Source organism: Klebsiella sp. K5-45, from assembly GCF_030128605.1.
Taxonomy (GTDB): domain Bacteria; phylum Pseudomonadota; class Gammaproteobacteria; order Enterobacterales; family Enterobacteriaceae; genus Klebsiella; species Klebsiella quasipneumoniae.
On the sequence record NZ_JAKUZW010000003.1, the window covers coordinates 1 to 18003 of the forward strand.

The following is an 18003-nucleotide window of genomic DNA, read 5'->3' on the forward strand; positions in this document are numbered from 1 at the left end:
CTGACGCAACGTTATCCTTCACGTTCAACATCTGAGTTAAATGCTGAAATTGGTGGGTCGTGCAGGATTCGAACCTGCGACCAATTGATTAAAAGTCAACTGCTCTACCAACTGAGCTAACGACCCGAGTGGTGGGTGATGACGGGATCGAACCGCCGACCCCCTCCTTGTAAGGGAGGTGCTCTCCCAGCTGAGCTAATCACCCGAAACTGCGCTGGATACTACTGATACTGCCTCCACCGACCCCATCATTATAATGGTGGGTCGTGCAGGATTCGAACCTGCGACCAATTGATTAAAAGTCAACTGCTCTACCAACTGAGCTAACGACCCGGTGGTGGGTGATGACGGGATCGAACCGCCGACCCCCTCCTTGTAAGGGAGGTGCTCTCCCAGCTGAGCTAATCACCCGATACTGCGCTGGATACTGCTAATTGGTGGGTCGTGCAGGATGACTCGGCTTTGCCTCGCCCTATGGGCCGTTGCTGTCGCAACGTTATCCTTCACGTTTTACTATCGCGTTCCACCAGAACGATTGGTGGGTCGTGCAGGATTCGAACCTGCGACCAATTGATTAAAAGTCAACTGCTCTACCAACTGAGCTAACGACCCACTCTGGCGTCGCTTTGGGCTTGTTTGATATCCCTTGGCAACGGCGGCATATATTACTGATTTCAGAATTCAGCGCAACTAAAATTTCGATAAAGATCACTTAACTGCTGGCGATTCAGGCGACAAGACCAGAAATGATGCGATTTCTGGTCATGCCGTAATCAACCAAGGGCATTAAGTCGTTTTTGCGCTTGTTTCGCACCGTCGGTGCCGGGGAATTTGTTGATCACCTGCTGGTAAACCGCTTTCGCTTTCGCGGTATCACCTTTGTCCTGCATGATCACGCCGACCTTAAACATGGCGTCTGGCGCTTTTGGCGATTTCGGGTAGTTCTTCACCACCGAGGCGAAGTAAAACGCCGCATCGTCTTTTTTCCCCTTATTGTAGTTCAACTGTCCGAGCCAATAGTTGGCGTTCGGCTGATAAGTCGAATCCGGGTACTTTTTAACGAAGTTCTGGAACGCCGCCATGGCGTCATCCTGGCGTGAAGCATCCTTCACCAGGGCAATGGCCGCATTGTAATCGGTGTTCGCATCGCCGGTCATCGCCGGAGCGCCTGAAGAGGCCGCTGGCGCTGCGCTGGTAGCAGCCGCGCTCTGATCGCCGGAAGACGACGTCTGGGCGCCAGCCGCTGCTGCGCCACCCCCGCTCGTCAGCCCGTCAATCTGCAGCAGAATCTGCTTTTGACGCTCAACGATCTGATTCAGCTGATACTGGTTCTCCTGGATCTGACCACGGAGAGAATCAATGTCAGTCTGGTTATCAGAGAGTTGTTGCTGGAGTTGGGTTAAAAGCTGGCTGTGAGCATTGGAAATACGCTCAAGTTGAGTGACACGGTCTTCGACCGAGCCTGAGCCGACACTACTGATTGGCGCCTGAGCAAAAGCGGCCCAGGGGGCCGCTATGCCAACCAGTAACGACAGACTCAATAAATGATGTCTGAAGTTACTGCTCATGCAATTCTCTTAGTAAACCAGTACGGCGCGACGGTTTTTGGCATATGCCGCTTCGTCATGACCCAGTACTGCTGGTTTTTCTTTACCGTAAGAAACGATGGAGATCTGATCGGCAGAAACACCTTTGCCCTGCAGATACATCTTAACGGCGTTAGCACGACGCTCACCCAGCGCGATGTTGTATTCCGGCGTACCGCGCTCATCCGCGTGACCTTCTACAGTCACTTTGTAGGACGGGTTGCTGCGCAGGAAGTTAGCGTGCGCGTCCAGCATGGCAGCGAAGTCAGAACGGATATCGTACTTGTCCAGATCGAAGTAAACGATGTTGTTCTGCTGCAGCTGCTGCATCTGCAGACGAGCTTGCTCTTCAGAAGACATGTTGCCGCCGTTACCGTTAGCGTCCATACCAGTGCCGGCACCCAGCATGCCTTCACCGCTCTGGTCGTTGCTGGCGTTCTTGTTAGAAGAACATGCCGCGATTGCCATAACCGGCAGAGCGATCATCAGCCCTTTCAGCACTTTGTTCAGTTGCATTTCTTTGATTCCTTTAATAATCAATTATTTATTATCACAGATACGGCGACCAGGCAGGTGATTTTACCTGTCCATCAGTTGCCGGAAGACGCGCTTTGAAACGCCCATCTGTAGAAACCAGATTCAGCACGGATCCCATCCCCTGAGAAGAGCTGTAGATTACCATAGTGCCGTTAGGTGCCAGACTTGGCGTTTCGTCTAAAAACGTTGATGACAGAACCTGTACACCACCCGCTTCCAGATCTTGTTTGGCAATGTGCTGCTGGCCGCCGGCCGAGCTGACCATTACCATCGTTTTACCATCCGCGCTCACGTCAGCGTCCTGGTTCTGCGAACCTTCCCAGGTGATACGCTGCGGCGTGCCGCCATTAATATTGACTTTATACACCTGCGGACGACCTGCCTGATCAGAGGTGAAGGCCAGGTTCTGGCTGTCCGGGAACCAGCTTGGTTCGGTGTTGTTGCTGCGACCGTTGGTCACCTGACGAATCTGACCCGAGCCCAGATCCATCACGTACAGGTTCAGGCTACCGGTTTTCGACAGCGCGAAAGCCAGTTTAGAGCCATCCGGCGAGAACGCCGGCGCGCCGTTGTGCTGCGGGAAGGAGGCAATCTGACGCACTGCGCCGTTCGCCAGGGTCTGCACCACCAGCGCAGAACGACCGCTTTCGAAGGTTACGTAAGCCAGTTTTGAACCGTCCGGAGACCAGGCCGGGGACATCAGCGGCTGGGAGGAGCGGTGAACCACGAACTGGTTGTAGCCATCATAATCGGAGACACGCAGCTCATACGGGAACTGACCGCCGTTGGTCTGCACCACGTAGGCGATACGGGTACGGAAGGCGCCTTTAATACCAGTCAGCTTTTCAAATACCGCATCGCTGGCAGTGTGCGCTGCATAGCGCAGGTACTGCTTAGTGACTTTGAAAGAGCCTTGCGCCAGCGTTGTGCCCGGCGCACCGCCGGTATCCACCAGCTGATACGCGACCTGATAAGAACCATCCGGGTTTGACGTCACCTGACCGACGACCACGGCGTCAATACCCAGCGCAGACCAGGCTGCAGGCTGCACTTCCTGGGGACTGGTCGGCTGCTGCGGCAGACGCGAGCGATCCAGCGGGTTGAATTTACCGCTGTTGCGCAGGTCAGCTGCCACGATACCGCCAACATCTTCCGGCGCAGCGCCCTGGCCGGCCCACTGGAACGGTACCACCCCGATGGGGCGCGCCGAGTCCACCCCCTGGGTGATCTCGATACGTACTTCTGCGTGCAGCACCGCCGCCCACAGCATTAAAAAACCAAATGCTACTCGTAATGCCTGCTTCATCATATCTCCCTTATCCGGGCGGAAAGCCCACGATAATTTAGCAGAATGTTAACAAACTCAAATACACAAAACTACCAAAACCCATGACCGCCCTATTTTCTTTCCCCCCGCTAACGCGGGGAGAAAAAGCGCTTAAGGTTTGAAGTCCAGTGGCGCATTTTTGAACGTTTCATAAACAGCCTGCGACGGCGGTTTAGGGAATTTGCTCATCCGACTGGTAGCCGCCAGCATTTGCTGGCAGAAAGCCGGATCGCCGCCTTCCGATTTCACACTCAACAACGTTCCATCCTGAGCCAGGTTTACGCGCAACGTACATACTTTACCCTTGTACGTATCCCAGTCATAGAGATGTCCTTTAATCGCGGCCTGCACCTGCGAAATATAGCTGGCAATCTCCGCCTGAGATGCACCGCCCTGCCCCGGTTTACTTCCTTTAGCAGGTGAAGAGCCACCTGTGCTACCGCTGGTGCTACCTTTCGGCGCATTCTTACCAGAGCTCAGATCGCCGAGCAGGTCGTCAACGCCGTCCGCTTCTTTCGCTGCAGCCGCTTTCTTCGCTGCCGCGGCTTTTGCTGCTGCCGCTTTGGCCGCTTTATCAGCCGCCGCCTTCTCAGCAGCTGCCGCTTTGGCTGCCGCTGCTTTTTCAGCTGCGGCGGCTTTCTCGGCGGCGGCCTTCTCCGCGGCCGCTTTTTGCGCGGCCGCTTTCTCAGCTGCTTTTTCGGCGGCTTTTTCTGCAGCCGCTTTTTCAGCCGCTGCCTGTTTAGCCGCTTCCTGCTGGGCCTTCTTCTCCGCTTCCTGTTGCGCTTTTTTCGCCGCTGCCGCTTCTGCTTTCTTCTGCGCCTCTGCCGCGGCTTTCGCCGCTTCTGCTTCCGCCTGTTTCTTCGCATCGGCCGCTGCTTTCGCGGCGGCGGCTTCGGCCTGTTTCTTCGCGTCAGCAGCCGCTTTCGCTGCCGCCAGTTCAGCCGCTTTCGCCTGGGCATCCGCCTTCGCTTTCGCCTCGGCGGCCGCTTTGGCCGCTGCTTCCTGCGCTTCTTTAGCCTGCGCATCCGCTTTGGCTTTCGCCGCCGCGGCAGCCTTGGCTGCGGCTTCCTCAGCCTGCTTCTGTTGTTCCTTCGCTTCTTTCGCCGCTTCCTGCGCCTGCAGCCGCTCCTGTTCGAGCTGTTTCAGCCGTTCCTGTTCCGCCGCCTGCTTCTCACGTAACTCTTCCGCCTGCTGCTGCGCCTGTTTTTCGCGCTGTTCAGCGGCGCGACGTGCGCTAGCCTGCTGCTGTTGCTGACGGTTATAGTTATTTACCACCGCCCCCGGATCGACCATGACGGCATCAATCGACGATCCCCCGCCGCCGCCGGCAGAGGCATCCAGATGCTCGTCAAACGAACTCCAGATCAGCAGCGCGATCAGTATGATGTGCAGCGCGACTGAAATGATGATCGCTCGTTTAAGCTTGTCGTTTTGTTCGGTTGCCTTTGACACTATCGGTTCCCAAAAACTGTTCGCCTGTACCCGCGATGCGCACCGACGGCGAGCGATACTCGCCGCCGAACGCCGCGCGGACGCACCTACCTGAAGCGATTAAATAGGTTTGGTCATCAAGCCGACCGATTTAACCCCTGCACTATGCAACAGGTTCAGCGCTTTAATAATTTCATCGTAAGGGACGTCTTTCGCACCGCCGATCAGGAATACCGTTTTCTCATTGGCTTCAAGACGACGCTTCGCTTCGGCAATCACCTGCTCCGGCGGCAGCTGGGACAGCGTCTCCTGCCCCACTTTCACGCTGTACTGCCCTACCCCGGAGACTTCCACAATCACCGGCGGATCGTCATTGCTTTTCACCGCTTGCGATTCCGTGGCGTCCGGCAGATCGACTTCCACGCTCTGCGTAATGATCGGCGCCGTTGCCATAAAGATCAGCAACAGCACCAGCAGGACATCCAGCAGCGGAACGATGTTGATCTCGGACTTCAGTTCGCGACGTCCGCGTCCACGTGCTCTGGCCATGGCTTACCCCTTATTGCTTTCGCTGGTGGTAAAAGCCTGACGGTGCAGAATGGCGGTGAACTCTTCCATAAAGTTGTCGTAATTCAGTTCAAGCTTGTTCACGCGCTGGTTCAGGCGGTTATACGCCATGACCGCCGGGATAGCAGCGAACAGACCGATCGCAGTGGCGATCAGCGCTTCGGCGATACCCGGCGCCACCATCTGCAGGGTGGCCTGCTTCACCGCGCCAAGAGCGATAAAGGCGTGCATGATCCCCCAAACGGTACCGAACAGACCGATATACGGGCTGATGGAGCCTACGGTGCCGAGGAACGGAATATGGGTCTCCAGCGTTTCCAGCTCGCGGTTCATCGAAATACGCATCGCGCGCGATGCCCCTTCGACGATCGCCTCCGGCGCATGGCTGTTGGCCCGATGCAAGCGCGCAAACTCTTTGAAGCCGCTGTAGAAGATCTGCTCCGAACCGGTCAGATTATCGCGACGCCCCTGGCTTTCCTGATACAAACGGGACAGTTCAATCCCGGACCAGAATTTGTCCTCGAACGCTTCAGCTTCGCGCGCGGCCGAGTTAAGGATACGCGTTCTCTGAATAATGATAGCCCAGGAAGCGATAGAAAAACCAATCAAAATCAACATGATAAGTTTAACCAGAAGGCTCGCCTTCAGGAACAAATCAAGGATATTCATGTCAGTCACTGCTTAAACTCCGCGACAATAGACTTGGGAAGCGCACGTGGCTTCATTAAGAGTGGATCAACGCACACAATGAGAACCTCAGCTTCGTTTAACACTGTATTCTCGGCGTTGACGATTCGCTGCGTGAAAACCAAAGAGGTGCCGCGCATCGAGGTAATTTCCGTCTGGACTTCGAGCATGTCGTCGAGTCTGGCGGGGGCAAAATACTCCAGCGTCATTTTGCGAACCACGAAGGCAACGCGTTCAGCCAACAGAACCTGTTGACTAAAGTGATGGTGGCGCAGCATCTCTGTGCGTGCTCTTTCATAAAAAGCGACGTAACTGGCGTGGTAAACCACACCACCGGCGTCGGTATCTTCGTAGTAGACCCGAACCGGCCATCGAAACAGCGTTGTATTCACTTTACATCCCGGTAATGCAAAAAAAGGTTAGAGCTTTCAAACTTCGCTACTATACGCGCGGGAAAGGTGGTTTGGAATGGGGGAAAGTAAACGGGGCGTAAATTTTTATGGGCTTATGCAAGCCCATAGCATTAACAGAGATCTCTTATTCAAAAGAAGAAAAAGAAGAGACCTAAAGCGAGCACGATATCAGCGATAAGCGGACAAAAAATCCCCTGCCAGTGAACGGCACGCGGGCGGAAGCCCACGCCGTGAATAACGCCGCTGCAAACTGCCCACATCAGCAAGAAACCATGCCAGATTTCCAGCTCGCTGGTCTTCGCGGCAAAGCGCGACGGATCCCAGAAGATGCAGCCTGCCAGCAGCAGCGCCATCAATAAGGAAAGCGCCCGGAGCGGGCGCTTGTCCATTATCGCGTACAGAGTAGCGATAAATTTCATCAGATTTCTTCTTTCTTCCCGGCTTTGGTGGCTTCCACGTGCTCAAGCGCCAGCGCGGTAATCACCCCAAAGGCACAGGCAAGAAGCGTTCCCAAAATCCATGCGAAGTACCACATATATAGCTCCTTACCTTAGTACAGCGAGTGGGTGTTCTTTTCGATGTCTTCGCGCGTGATGCGGCCAAACATTTTCCAGTAACACCAGCTGGTGTAGCCCAGAATGATCGGCACGAAGACAATCGCCACGTAGGTCATCAGATTCAGCGTCCGCTGGCTGGAGGTCGCGTCCCACATCGTCAGGCTGGCGTTCAGCATAGTGCTGGACGGCATGATGAACGGGAACATCGCAATACCGGCAGTCAGAATGATGCAGGCCAGGGTCAGCGAGGAGAACAGGAATGCCCAGGCGCCTTTATCCGCTTTGGTCGAAACGACGGTCAGCAGCGGCAGCACCACGCCCAGGGCAGGGATCGCCCACAGCGCTGGCATATTGTTAAAGTTCACCATCCACGCGCCAGCTTCACGCACCACTTCTTTGGTCAGCGGATTAGACGGGCCGGTATGGTCAATCACCGATTTCACCACATAGCCGTCGATACCGTAGTAGACCCACACGCCCGCCAGCGCGAAGCAGACCAGCGTCACCAGCGCCGCCACCGTGGAGACGGTGCGGGTGCGCAGGTGCAGTTCGCCTACGGTACGCATCTGCAGGTAGGTCGCGCCCTGGGTCAGGATCATCGCCACGCTGACGATACCGGCCAGCAGACCAAACGGGTTCAGCAGCTGGAAGAAATTACCGGTATAGAAGAGACGCAGGTATTCGTCGACATGGAACGGCACGCCCTGCAGCAGGTTGCCGAAGGCCACGCCAATCACCAGCGGCGGCACGAAGCTGCCGATGAAGATGCCCCAGTCCCACATGTTGCGCCAGCGGGTGTCCTCGATCTTGGAACGGTAGTCGAAACCGACCGGACGGAAGAACAACGAGGCCAGCACCAGAATCATCGCCACATAGAAACCGGAGAACGCCGCGGCGTAGACCATCGGCCAGGCAGCGAACAGCGCGCCGCCGGCGGTGATCAGCCACACCTGGTTACCGTCCCAGTGCGGGGCGATGGCGTTGATCATAATCCGACGCTCGGTGTCGTTACGGCCGAGGAAGCGGGTGAGCATGCCCACCCCCATGTCGAACCCGTCGGCGACGGCGAAGCCAATCAGCAGGATGCCAATCAGCAGCCACCAGATAAAACGCAATACTTCATAATCGATCATTTGACGACTCCTGTCTTAGCGTGCCGACTGAATAGCCGCAGAGGACTGTTCAAAGTGATAGCGGCCGGTTTTCAGGCTGCTAGGTCCTTTGCGGGCAAACTTGAACATCAGGAACAGTTCAGCCACCAGGAACAGCGTGTACAGGCCGCAGATCAGCAACATAGAGAAGATCAGATCGCCCGCGGTCAGCGACGAGTTGGCCACCGCCGTCGGCAGGACTTCACCAATCGCCCACGGCTGACGGCCGTATTCGGCAACAAACCAGCCCGACTCCACGGCAATCCATGGCAGCGGCAAGCCATAGAACGCGGCGCGCAGCAGCCATTTTTTCTCGCCGATACGGTTACGGATCACGCTCCAGAAGGAGGCGCCGATAATCAACAGCATCAGGATGCCGCACGCCACCATGATACGGAAGGCGAAGTACAGCGGTGCGACGCTTGGAATAGAGTCTTTAGTCGCTTTGGCGATCTGCTCTTCCGTGGCGTCAGCGACGTTCGGGGTATAGCGTTTCAGCAGCAGACCATAGCCAAGATCTTTCTTCACGTTATTGAACTGGTCGCGAACGGACTGGTCGGTGGAACCGGCGCGCAGTTGCTCCAGCAGCGCATAGGCCTTCATGCCGTTACGGATACGCTCTTCGTGCTGAACCATCAGATCCTTCAGACCGATAACCGGCTTATCCACCGAGCGGGTGGCAATGATGCCCAGCGCGTAAGGGATCTGGATGGCGAAGTGGTTGGTTTGCGCATTCTGATCGGGAATACCAAACAGGGTAAAGGCCGCCGGCGCAGGCTGGGTTTCCCACTCTGCTTCGATAGCCGCCAGTTTGGTTTTCTGCACGTCGCCCATTTCGTAACCAGATTCGTCACCCAGCACAATAACGGAGAGGATCGCTGCCATACCGAAGCTGGCTGCGATGGCAAAGGAGCGCTTAGCAAAGGCAAAGTCACGGCCTTTCAGCATGTACCAGGAGCTGATAGCCAGGATGAACATCGCACCGGTGACATAGCCAGACGCCACGGTGTGAACGAATTTCACCTGAGCAACCGGGTTGAGCACCAGTTCGGAGAAGCTAACCATCTCCATACGCATGGTTTCAAAGTTGAAGTCCGATGCGATAGGGTTCTGCATCCAGCCGTTTGCGACGAGGATCCACAGCGCGGAGAGGTTGGAGCCCAGTGCGACCAGCCAGGTGACGGCCATGTGCTGAACTTTACCCAGACGATCCCAACCGAAGAAGAACAGACCTACAAAGGTGGATTCGAGGAAGAAGGCCATCAGACCTTCAATGGCCAGCGGCGCACCGAAGATATCCCCCACGTAGTGTGAGTAATACGACCAGTTAGTCCCGAACTGGAACTCCATGGTCAGACCGGTCGCCACACCCAGCGCGAAGTTGATACCAAACAACTTGCCCCAGAATTTGGTCATATCTTTATAAATCTGTTTGCCGGAAAGGACGTAGACCGTTTCCATAATGGCCAGCAGGAACGCCATACCGAGCGTCAGTGGCACAAACAGGAAGTGGTACATCGCGGTCAAGGCAAACTGTAAGCGCGACAGTTCGACTATATCTAACATCATGACTCCTTGCTCATCGCATGAAGACTCCGAAAATGAACCGAGAAGCTCTGGCTCATACGCATGCCCCAATACAAATTTTTATTTGTCGCCCGCCCGGAGCGGGTTTCAACCGAAAGTGAAACCACGCCAGGACAAGGTTACAAATACGTTAACGAAAAACCCAATTGATTCCCCAATATATTACGCCGCAATAACCTTACAATAAATATGTTTTTATTGTTCCAGTTTTACATTTTTCGACGGTGATCAATATATAGCGAAGATGGCCAGTTTAGGCCAATTTGACTTGAGACAATTTAACGTTTTTTGAAGGATTTTTCCAAGCATTAAGTATTGATATAAATCAATTTTTACTCTACGTGTTAATTATGTAGCCCAATAAAGAATATTGGTAAACTTAATGTTAATACTGTGTTTAAAGTATACTTTGATTGGTTACTAAAAAGGGAGAGATGAGAATCATAGGTAATATTATTTAACGCCGCAGGAAAAAAAAGAAAAAAAAGAGCCGATCCGATTAATGCTAGACCGCTCACAGTATTTTTTCCTGTTTTCTTATCCCCTCCCCCACTCTTTTTTTAGTGTCTGTTTTGCTTCCCTCCGGTACGGCCAGGGCATATTTTCCTTTCCGACAACCGCACGTCGAGAATATTTATGAAATAATTCTTAAAATCAATATGATACATAAGGTTTTCGCCAAACGCGGGGTTTGCTGGCTCAGCGGCTTTCGGGAGAAGCGGATAACGGCCAAAAAAAAGGCCACCTGACGGTGGCCAACCATGTCGAAATCGGACAGATTTCTGCTTGCGGACAAGCAGAGAGGGTTTACTTGATGATCGCTTTCAGCGCTTCGCCGATATCGGCCAGGCTGCGAACGGTTTTCACACCGGCTGCTTCCAGGGCTGCGAATTTCTCATCAGCAGTACCTTTACCGCCAGCGATGATGGCGCCCGCATGGCCCATACGCTTGCCTTTCGGCGCGGTCACGCCCGCGATGTAGCCGACAACCGGCTTGGTCACGTGCTCTTTGATGTAGGCAGCCGCTTCTTCTTCCGCGCTGCCGCCGATCTCACCGATCATGACGATCGCTTCGGTCTGCGGGTCTTCCTGGAACAGCTTCAGGATATCGATGAAGTTAGAGCCCGGGATCGGGTCGCCGCCGATACCGACGCAGGTAGACTGGCCGAAGCCGTAGTCGGTGGTCTGCTTAACCGCTTCATAGGTCAGGGTACCGGAACGGGAAACGATGCCCACTTTACCCGGCTTGTGAATGTGACCCGGCATGATGCCGATTTTGCATTCGCCCGGGGTGATAACGCCTGGGCAGTTCGGGCCGATCATGCGCACGCCCGCTTCGTCCAGTTTCACTTTCACGGTCAGCATATCCAGGGTCGGGATACCTTCGGTGATGGTGATGATAAGCTTAATGCCCGCGTCAATCGCTTCCAGAATGGAATCTTTGCAGAACGGCGCCGGAACGTAGATCACGGTCGCGGTAGCGCCGGTCGCTTCAACGGCTTCGCGCACGGTGTTGAACACCGGCAGGCCCAGGTGGGTGGTGCCGCCTTTGCCTGGCGTCACGCCGCCAACCATTTGCGTACCGTAAGCGATCGCTTGTTCAGAGTGGAAGGTCCCCTGGCTACCGGTGAAGCCCTGGCAGATAACCTTGGTATCTTTATTAATTAAAACTGACATTATTTCCCCTCCACTGCGGCAACAACCTGCTGTGCTGCGTCCGTCAGACTTTTCGCTGCAATAATATTCAGGCCGCTGTCAGCCAGTTTTTTCGCGCCCAGTTCGGCGTTGTTACCTTCCAGACGAACCACCACCGGAACGTTAACCCCCACTTCCGCTACCGCACCGATGATACCGTCAGCGATCAGGTCGCAGCGTACGATACCGCCGAAGATGTTAACCAGCACCGCTTTCACGTTGTCATCAGAGAGGATGATTTTGAACGCTTCGGTGACGCGCTCTTTGGTGGCGCCGCCGCCCACGTCGAGGAAGTTAGCCGGTTCGCCGCCGTGCAGTTTAACGATGTCCATGGTACCCATCGCCAGGCCCGCGCCGTTAACCATGCAACCAATGTTGCCGTCCAGCGCGACGTAGTTCAGTTCCCACTGCGCAGCCTGCGCTTCACGCGGATCTTCCTGAGACTGGTCGCGCATTTCGCGCAGATCCGGCTGGCGGAACAGTGCGTTGCCGTCAGCACCCAGTTTGCCGTCCAGGCAGATCAGGTCGCCCTGCTTGGTGATCACCAGCGGGTTAATTTCGATCAGCGCCAGGTCGCGCTCCAGGAAAATGGTCGCCAGGCCCATGAAAATCTTAGTGAACTGCTGAACCTGCTTACCTTCCAGGCCCAGTTTGAACGCCAGTTCACGGCCCTGGTAAGGCATCGGGCCAGCCAGCGGATCGATGGCGATCTTGTGGATCAGGTGCGGGGTCTCTTCCGCCACTTTTTCGATTTCCACGCCGCCTTCAGTAGAGGCCATGAACACCACGCGACGGGAACTACGGTCAACGACCGCGCCCAGGTACAGCTCTTTGTCAATATCGGTCGCCGCTTCAACCAGGATCTGGTTAACCGGCTGGCCGTTCGCATCTGTTTGATAGGTCACCAGACGTTTGCCCAGCCAGTGCTCGGCAAATGCGCGGATCTCTTCTTTGCTCTTCACCACTTTCACACCGCCCGCTTTGCCGCGGCCACCAGCGTGAACCTGACATTTCACTACCCACGGACCCGCGCCGATTTTTGAAGCGGCTTCTTCTGCTTCACGCGGAGTAGTACAGGCATAACCCACCGGCGCCGGTAAGCCATAGCGGGCAAAAAGTTGTTTTGCCTGATATTCATGTAAGTTCATGTGTTCAGTCCATCCTTCAGGGTGTAATTATCTTTAAACCTGTAGGCCTGATAACGGCGCTAACGCGTGTTATCCGGCCTACGGTAGGTAATACGCTTGCTGACTACACGTCCAGCAGCAGACGGGTCGGATCTTCCAGCAGCTCTTTAATCGCCACCAGGAAGCCTACCGACTCACGTCCGTCGATCAGACGGTGATCGTAGGAGAGCGCCAGGTACATCATCGGCAGGATCTCTACCTTGCCATTCACCGCCATCGGGCGGTCTTTAATGGCATGCATACCCAGGATGGCGCTCTGCGGTGGGTTGATGATCGGCGTGGACATCAGGGAGCCGAACACGCCGCCGTTGGTAATGGTGAAGTTACCGCCGGTCAGGTCATCTACGGTCAGCTTGCCGTCGCGGCCTTTCACTGCCAGCTCTTTAATATTCTTTTCGATATCCGCCATGCCCAGCAGGTCGACGTCACGCAGAACCGGGGTGACCAGGCCGCGCGGGGTGGATACGGCCATGCTGACGTCGAAGTAGTTGTGGTACACCACGTCGTCGCCATCGATGGAAGCGTTCACTTCCGGATAGCGTTTCAGCGCTTCCACTACCGCTTTCACGTAGAAGGACATAAAGCCCAGACGGATGCCGTGACGTTTTTCAAACGCCTCACCGTACTGCTTACGCATATCCATGATTGGCTTCATGTTGACTTCGTTGAACGTGGTCAGCATGGCGGTGGAGTTTTTCGCTTCCAGCAGACGCTCGGCCACGCGTTTACGCAGGCGGGTCATCGGGACGCGTTTTTCAGAACGATTGCCCAGCTGCGGCGCCGGCGCGACTGCCGCGGCGGAGGCTGGCGCTTTGGCTTCTGCCGGCGCCGGGGCTTTCGCCAGATGTTTCTCAACGTCTTCGCGGGTCAGACGGCCGCCGACGCCAGTGCCTTTGATGGCCGCTGCGTCGAGGTTGTGTTCAGCCAGCAGACGACGGATCGCCGGGCTCAGCGCGTCGTTGTTCTGCTCTTCCAGAGAAGCCTGCTGACGCTGCGCCGGCGTGGACGCCTTCGCATCGGCTTTTTCGCTGCTTTCTTTACCTGCGCTGTTACCTTCGCGCAGGCGGCCAAGGATCTGGCGAGACAGGACGGTAGCGCCCTCGTCTTCCAGCACTGCATCCAGAATGCCGTCCGCTGATGCCGGTACTTCCAGTACCACTTTGTCAGTTTCGATTTCGACCAGGACTTCGTCACGGACGACCGCGTCGCCCGGTTTTTTGTGCCAGGTGGCGACGGTTGCGTCAGCTACGGACTCAGGCAGGTCGGGAACCAGAATATCTACGCTACTCATTGTGTATCCTTTAATTAATCGACGTTCAGCGCGTCATTGACCAGATCTTGTTGCTGTTTCTGGTGAACGGACATATACCCTACCGCCGGAGAGGCGGAGGCCGGGCGGCCTGCATAACGCAGAGAGGCCCCAAACGGAATCACTTCACGGAAGTGATGCTGGCTGCAGTACCATGCGCCCTGGTTGAGCGGCTCTTCCTGGCACCAGACAAAATCATGCACGTGCGCATACGCTTTCAGCGCTTCCTGCACCGCCTGATGCGGGAACGGATAGAGCTGCTCGATACGAACGATAGCGACATCTTTTTGCTCGTTTTTGCGGCGCTGTTCCAGCAGGTCGTAGTAAACCTTACCAGAGCACAGCACAACGCGCTTCACAGCCTGCGGATCAAGTTGATCGATTTCACCGATGGCCGGCAGGAAAGTGCCGTTCGCCAGCTCATCCATGCTGGAGACTGCCAGCGGATGACGCAGCAGCGACTTCGGCGACATCACCACCAGCGGACGACGCATACCGCGCAGCGCCTGACGACGCAGCATGTGGTACACCTGCGCCGGTGTGGACGGTACGCAGACCTGCATGTTCTGCTCAGCGCACAGCTGCAGATAACGCTCCAGACGCGCGGAGGAGTGCTCCGGACCCTGGCCTTCATAGCCGTGCGGCAGGAGCATCACCAGGCCGCACATCCGGCCCCACTTCTGCTCACCGGAGGAGATGAACTGGTCGATCACCACCTGAGCGCCGTTGGCGAAGTCGCCAAACTGCGCTTCCCAGATGGTCAGGGTGCGCGGCTCAGCGGTGGCGTAACCATATTCAAACGCCAGTACGGCTTCTTCAGACAGCACCGAGTCCCAAACGCGGAACTGGCCCTGACCGTTATGGACATGCTGCAGCGGGGTGTAAGTTGAACCATTGGTCTGGTTATGGATCACCGCATGACGATGGAAGAAGGTGCCGCGACCGGAGTCTTCCCCGGACAGACGCACCGGAATACCTTCGTCAACCAGCGTGGCGTAGGCCAGGTTTTCGGCGCCGCCCCAGTCGAACAGCTTCTCACCTGCCGCCATCGCCTGGCGGTCGGCGTAAATTTTCGCTACGCGGGACTGCATTTCGATACCTTCCGGCACCGTGCTGATGCGTTTCGCCAGCTCCTGCAGACGCTTCGGCTCCACTTTATCCGGATAGCTCTCGTCCCACTCATGATTGAGGTACGGCGACCAGGTAAAGGAGTGCATGTTCATCGGACGCCATTCCTGCACCACGCATTCGCCGGCATCCAGCGCATCGCGGTAGAGGTTAACCTGCTCGGTCGCGTCTTCCAGAGTCGCCACCTTCTCCTGCTCCAGCTTGTCAGCATAGATTTTGCGCGGGGTCGGGTGCTTTTTGATCTTCTGATACATCAGCGGCTGAGTTGCGCTCGGCTCATCGGCTTCGTTATGGCCGTGACGGCGGTAGCACACCAGATCGATGAAAACATCGCGTTTGAAGGTATTGCGGAAATCCAGCGCCAGACGAGTGACGAACGCGACCGCTTCCGGATCGTCGGCATTGACGTGGAAAATCGGCGCCTGCACCATTTTACCGATGTCGGTGCAGTACGGGGTCGAACGCGCATCCAGCGGGTTAGAGGTCGTGAAGCCCACCTGGTTGTTGATAACGATGCGCACGGTACCGCCCACTTCGTAACCGCGGGCTTTCGACATGTTCAGGGTTTCCTGAACCACGCCCTGACCGGTGACGGCGGCGTCGCCGTGGATAGTGATCGGCAGAACCTTGTTGCTGCTCGGCTCGTCCAGACGATCCAGACGGGCGCGTACGGAACCGATAACCACCGGGCTGACGATCTCGAGGTGCGACGGGTTAAACGCCAGCGCCAGGTGCACCAGACCGCCTTCGGTTTCCATATCGGATGAGAAGCCCATGTGGTACTTCACATCGCCGGTACCGAGATGTTCTTTATGTTTGCCGGCGAACTCGTCGAACAGATCCTGCGGTTTTTTACCCAGCACGTTGACCAGCACGTTGAGACGACCGCGGTGCGCCATGCCCAGCACCACTTCGCGGGTGCCGCTCTTGCCCGCATGGCGGATCATCTCTTTGAGCATCGGGATCAGGGCATCGCCACCCTCCAGCGAGAAGCGCTTCGCCCCCGGGAATTTGGCGCCGAGGTAGCGCTCCAGGCCTTCCGCGGCGGTCAGTTCGCTGAGGAAGCGTTTTTTCTCTTCCGCGGTAAAGCTCGCTTTGCCAGCTACCGATTCAATGCGCTGCTGGATCCAGCGTTTTTCTTCGGTAGAGGTGATATGCATGTATTCCGCGCCGATGGAGCCGCAGTAGGTTTGCTTGAGGGCGGCAATCAACTCGCCCAGCTTCATCGTGTCTTTACCGATGGCAAATGAACCTACGTTATAGCTTTCCTGGAAATCGGCCTCGGTCAGATCGTGGTAGGCCGGATCGAGATCCGCCACTCTCTCTTGCTTCCACAGCCCCAGCGGATCGAGATTCGCATGCTGGTGGCCACGGAAACGGTATGCGTTGATGAGCTGCAGGACTTTAACCTGCTTCACATTGGTGTCTGGGTCGGAAATCGAAGAAGTGTAACGTGAGGCATCCTTCGCCAGTCGACGGAAATAATCACGCGTTTTGGAATGAAATTGATCCGGTTTAACTCCGGTGCCAGGTAACTGCTGGAACATTGAACGCCAGTTGGCGTCAACAGAGTCAGGATCGGTTAAGAAGTCTTCATAGAGCTGTTCTATCCAGCTCTGGTTCGAACCAGAGAGGTAAGAAGAGTCCAGCCAGGCTTTCATTGCGCCGTTCTGCATCGTGATCCCTTAAGCATTCATATGCTTATTTCGCCGTAGAAACTACCACGCACACCGAGTGCACGTGCCGGGGTTCACTTGTTGCGGACGAGTTGTGGTTTCTATCCGCTAAGGAACCTTTAAAAACTGCCATTAATCTTCGGCGTTCAGGCTGCGGTTGCGTTAGCTGCCTTCACTTACCCCGGTCACATAGTTCGCTATGCTCCCGGGGATGCGTTCAGTTGCCGCCTTACCTCGCACTGAACGCCTTGATTACTGGTACATCTTGTGGCGGTTTTTAAAGATTTCCTGCTATCCCTTCATACTTCAAGTTACATGTACGTTGTCCTGTAACTCGAATTATTTAGGGTATTCATTTCCCGGTAGCACAAACGCTACCGGGGTTACTGCTTTTGGTAGCCCGGATAAGCGGTAGCGCCATCCGGGACACGCCGGGTTTCTTACGCGTTGCGCTGCAGCAGCATCGACTTAATATGGCCGATGGCGCGCGTCGGGTTCAGCCCCTTCGGACACACACTGACGCAGTTCATAATGCTGTGACAGCGGAATACGCTGAAAGCATCGCTCAGGCCGTCCAGACGCTCGCTGGTTTCGGTATCGCGACTGTCGATCAGGAAGCGATACGCGGCCAACAGGCCAGCCGGGCCAATGAACTTATCCGGGTTCCACCAGAACGACGGGCACGAAGTCGAACAACATGCGCAGAGAATACACTCGTACAGACCATCGAGTTTCTCACGCTGCTCAGGCATCTGCAGATGCTCGCGAGCCGGAGGATTTTGCCCATTATTCAACAAGTAAGGCTTAATCTTCTCATATTGTGCATAGAATTGCCCCATGTCCACCACCAAATCACGGATAACCGGTAATCCTGGCAGCGGACGGATAACAATCTTCTTGCCCGGCTGATTCAGCGCGGAGATCGGCGTGATGCACGCCAGACCGTTTTTCCCGTTCATATTCAGGCCATCGGAACCACAAACCCCTTCACGGCAGGAGCGGCGGAACGACAGCGACGGATCTTTTTCTTTCAGCTGGATCAGCGCATCCAGCAGCATCATGTCACGACCTTCTTCCGCTTCGAGGGTGTAATCCTGCATGTGCGGAGCGTCATCAACATCCGGGTTATAGCGATAAATTGAAAACTCGAGTTTCATTTTCCTGT

16 protein-coding genes and 5 tRNA genes are annotated in these 18003 nt (G+C 55.7%); all 21 read right to left on the reverse strand.

From position 1 onward, the window contains the following. Positions 1-50 precede the first annotated feature (50 nt). Positions 51-126: transfer RNA gene (locus MKS11_RS06690), tRNA-Lys, on the reverse strand. A 3-nt stretch (positions 127-129) separates the two neighbouring features. Next, positions 130-205, reverse strand: a tRNA-Val gene (locus MKS11_RS06695). 52 nt (positions 206-257) lie between these two features. Beyond that, positions 258-333: transfer RNA gene (locus MKS11_RS06700), tRNA-Lys, on the reverse strand. 2 nt (positions 334-335) lie between these two features. Beyond that, positions 336-411: transfer RNA gene (locus MKS11_RS06705), tRNA-Val, on the reverse strand. Between the two features lie 125 nt (positions 412-536). Next, a tRNA-Lys gene (locus MKS11_RS06710) sits at positions 537-612 on the reverse strand. Positions 613-773: 161 nt separating this feature from the next. Beyond that, positions 774-1568, reverse strand: a complete 795-nt coding sequence (gene cpoB, locus MKS11_RS06715; protein WP_004886003.1) for a cell division protein CpoB — start codon at positions 1566-1568, stop codon at positions 774-776. Positions 1569-1577: 9 nt separating this feature from the next. Beyond that, a complete protein-coding gene (gene pal, locus MKS11_RS06720) occupies positions 1578-2102 on the reverse strand; it encodes a peptidoglycan-associated lipoprotein Pal (RefSeq protein WP_002895068.1) in 525 nt (174 codons plus the stop codon). Between the two features lie 34 nt (positions 2103-2136). After that, positions 2137-3429 carry a Tol-Pal system beta propeller repeat protein TolB gene (gene tolB / locus MKS11_RS06725; protein WP_004885999.1) on the reverse strand — a complete coding sequence of 431 codons (1293 nt, stop codon included), beginning with the start codon at positions 3427-3429 and terminating at the stop codon, positions 2137-2139. 132 nt (positions 3430-3561) lie between these two features. After that, positions 3562-4902, reverse strand: a complete 1341-nt coding sequence (tolA, locus tag MKS11_RS06730; protein ID WP_004885996.1) for a cell envelope integrity protein TolA — start codon at positions 4900-4902, stop codon at positions 3562-3564. A 99-nt stretch (positions 4903-5001) separates the two neighbouring features. Beyond that, positions 5002-5430, reverse strand: coding sequence for a colicin uptake protein TolR (gene tolR, locus MKS11_RS06735; protein ID WP_002895061.1), 429 nt, complete (start codon positions 5428-5430; stop codon positions 5002-5004). A gap of 3 nt (positions 5431-5433) precedes the next feature. Then, on the reverse strand, positions 5434-6126 hold the full coding sequence (gene tolQ, locus MKS11_RS06740) for a Tol-Pal system protein TolQ (RefSeq protein ID WP_004152221.1): 693 nt from the start codon (positions 6124-6126) through the stop codon (positions 5434-5436). Then, positions 6123-6527, reverse strand: a complete 405-nt coding sequence (ybgC, locus tag MKS11_RS06745) for a tol-pal system-associated acyl-CoA thioesterase (protein WP_002895056.1) — start codon at positions 6525-6527, stop codon at positions 6123-6125. Before ybgC ends, tolQ begins: the two co-directional genes overlap by 4 nt. A 149-nt stretch (positions 6528-6676) precedes the next feature. Next, the gene (ybgE, locus tag MKS11_RS06750; RefSeq protein ID WP_002895053.1) at positions 6677-6967 is read right to left on the reverse strand and encodes a cyd operon protein YbgE; all 291 of its coding nucleotides are present in this window, start codon (positions 6965-6967) and stop codon (positions 6677-6679) included. Continuing rightward, on the reverse strand, positions 6967-7083 hold the full coding sequence (gene cydX / locus MKS11_RS06755) for a cytochrome bd-I oxidase subunit CydX (protein ID WP_002895051.1): 117 nt from the start codon (positions 7081-7083) through the stop codon (positions 6967-6969). The genes ybgE and cydX overlap by 1 nt, the downstream gene beginning before the upstream one ends. 15 nt (positions 7084-7098) lie before the next feature. Continuing rightward, positions 7099-8238, reverse strand: a complete 1140-nt coding sequence (gene cydB / locus MKS11_RS06760) for a cytochrome d ubiquinol oxidase subunit II (protein ID WP_004885993.1) — start codon at positions 8236-8238, stop codon at positions 7099-7101. A gap of 15 nt (positions 8239-8253) precedes the next feature. Then, the gene (gene cydA / locus MKS11_RS06765) at positions 8254-9822 is read right to left on the reverse strand and encodes a cytochrome ubiquinol oxidase subunit I (RefSeq protein ID WP_032455734.1); all 1569 of its coding nucleotides are present in this window, start codon (positions 9820-9822) and stop codon (positions 8254-8256) included. An 828-nt stretch (positions 9823-10650) separates the two neighbouring features. Further along, a complete protein-coding gene (gene sucD, locus MKS11_RS06770; protein WP_004885990.1) occupies positions 10651-11520 on the reverse strand; it encodes a succinate--CoA ligase subunit alpha in 870 nt (289 codons plus the stop codon). Beyond that, positions 11520-12686: an ADP-forming succinate--CoA ligase subunit beta gene (gene sucC, locus MKS11_RS06775; RefSeq protein ID WP_002895039.1), complete on the reverse strand. Its 1167-nt coding sequence runs from the start codon at positions 12684-12686 to the stop codon at positions 11520-11522. Before sucC ends, sucD begins: the two co-directional genes overlap by 1 nt. A 103-nt stretch (positions 12687-12789) precedes the next feature. Then, positions 12790-14016, reverse strand: a complete 1227-nt coding sequence (gene odhB, locus MKS11_RS06780; protein WP_284109453.1) for a 2-oxoglutarate dehydrogenase complex dihydrolipoyllysine-residue succinyltransferase — start codon at positions 14014-14016, stop codon at positions 12790-12792. Positions 14017-14030: 14 nt separating this feature from the next. Then, positions 14031-16838: a 2-oxoglutarate dehydrogenase E1 component gene (gene sucA / locus MKS11_RS06785; protein ID WP_004147623.1), complete on the reverse strand. Its 2808-nt coding sequence runs from the start codon at positions 16836-16838 to the stop codon at positions 14031-14033. Between the two features lie 440 nt (positions 16839-17278). Next, on the reverse strand, positions 17279-17995 hold the full coding sequence (gene sdhB / locus MKS11_RS06790; protein WP_064150449.1) for a succinate dehydrogenase iron-sulfur subunit SdhB: 717 nt from the start codon (positions 17993-17995) through the stop codon (positions 17279-17281). Positions 17996-18003 lie beyond the last annotated feature (8 nt).

Bases quoted from the DNA above. Each gene is read 5' to 3' on its own strand.
- cydA (WP_032455734.1), bottom strand. From the start codon at position 9,822: ATGTTAGATATAGTCGAACTGTCGCGCTTACAGTTTGCCTTGACCGCG.
- sucA (WP_004147623.1), bottom strand. From the start codon at position 16,838: ATGCAGAACGGCGCAATGAAAGCCTGGCTGGACTCTTCTTACCTCTCT.
- pal (WP_002895068.1), bottom strand. From the start codon at position 2,102: ATGCAACTGAACAAAGTGCTGAAAGGGCTGATGATCGCTCTGCCGGTT.
- odhB (WP_284109453.1), bottom strand. From the start codon at position 14,016: ATGAGTAGCGTAGATATTCTGGTTCCCGACCTGCCTGAGTCCGTAGCT.
- sucC (WP_002895039.1), bottom strand. From the start codon at position 12,686: ATGAACTTACATGAATATCAGGCAAAACAACTTTTTGCCCGCTATGGC.
- tolR (WP_002895061.1), bottom strand. From the start codon at position 5,430: ATGGCCAGAGCACGTGGACGCGGACGTCGCGAACTGAAGTCCGAGATC.
- cydB (WP_004885993.1), bottom strand. From the start codon at position 8,238: ATGATCGATTATGAAGTATTGCGTTTTATCTGGTGGCTGCTGATTGGC.
- ybgE (WP_002895053.1), bottom strand. From the start codon at position 6,967: ATGAAATTTATCGCTACTCTGTACGCGATAATGGACAAGCGCCCGCTC.
- sdhB (WP_064150449.1), bottom strand. From the start codon at position 17,995: ATGAAACTCGAGTTTTCAATTTATCGCTATAACCCGGATGTTGATGAC.
- cpoB (WP_004886003.1), bottom strand. From the start codon at position 1,568: ATGAGCAGTAACTTCAGACATCATTTATTGAGTCTGTCGTTACTGGTT.
- sucD (WP_004885990.1), bottom strand. From the start codon at position 11,520: ATGTCAGTTTTAATTAATAAAGATACCAAGGTTATCTGCCAGGGCTTC.
- cydX (WP_002895051.1), bottom strand. From the start codon at position 7,083: ATGTGGTACTTCGCATGGATTTTGGGAACGCTTCTTGCCTGTGCCTTT.
- tolB (WP_004885999.1), bottom strand. From the start codon at position 3,429: ATGAAGCAGGCATTACGAGTAGCATTTGGTTTTTTAATGCTGTGGGCG.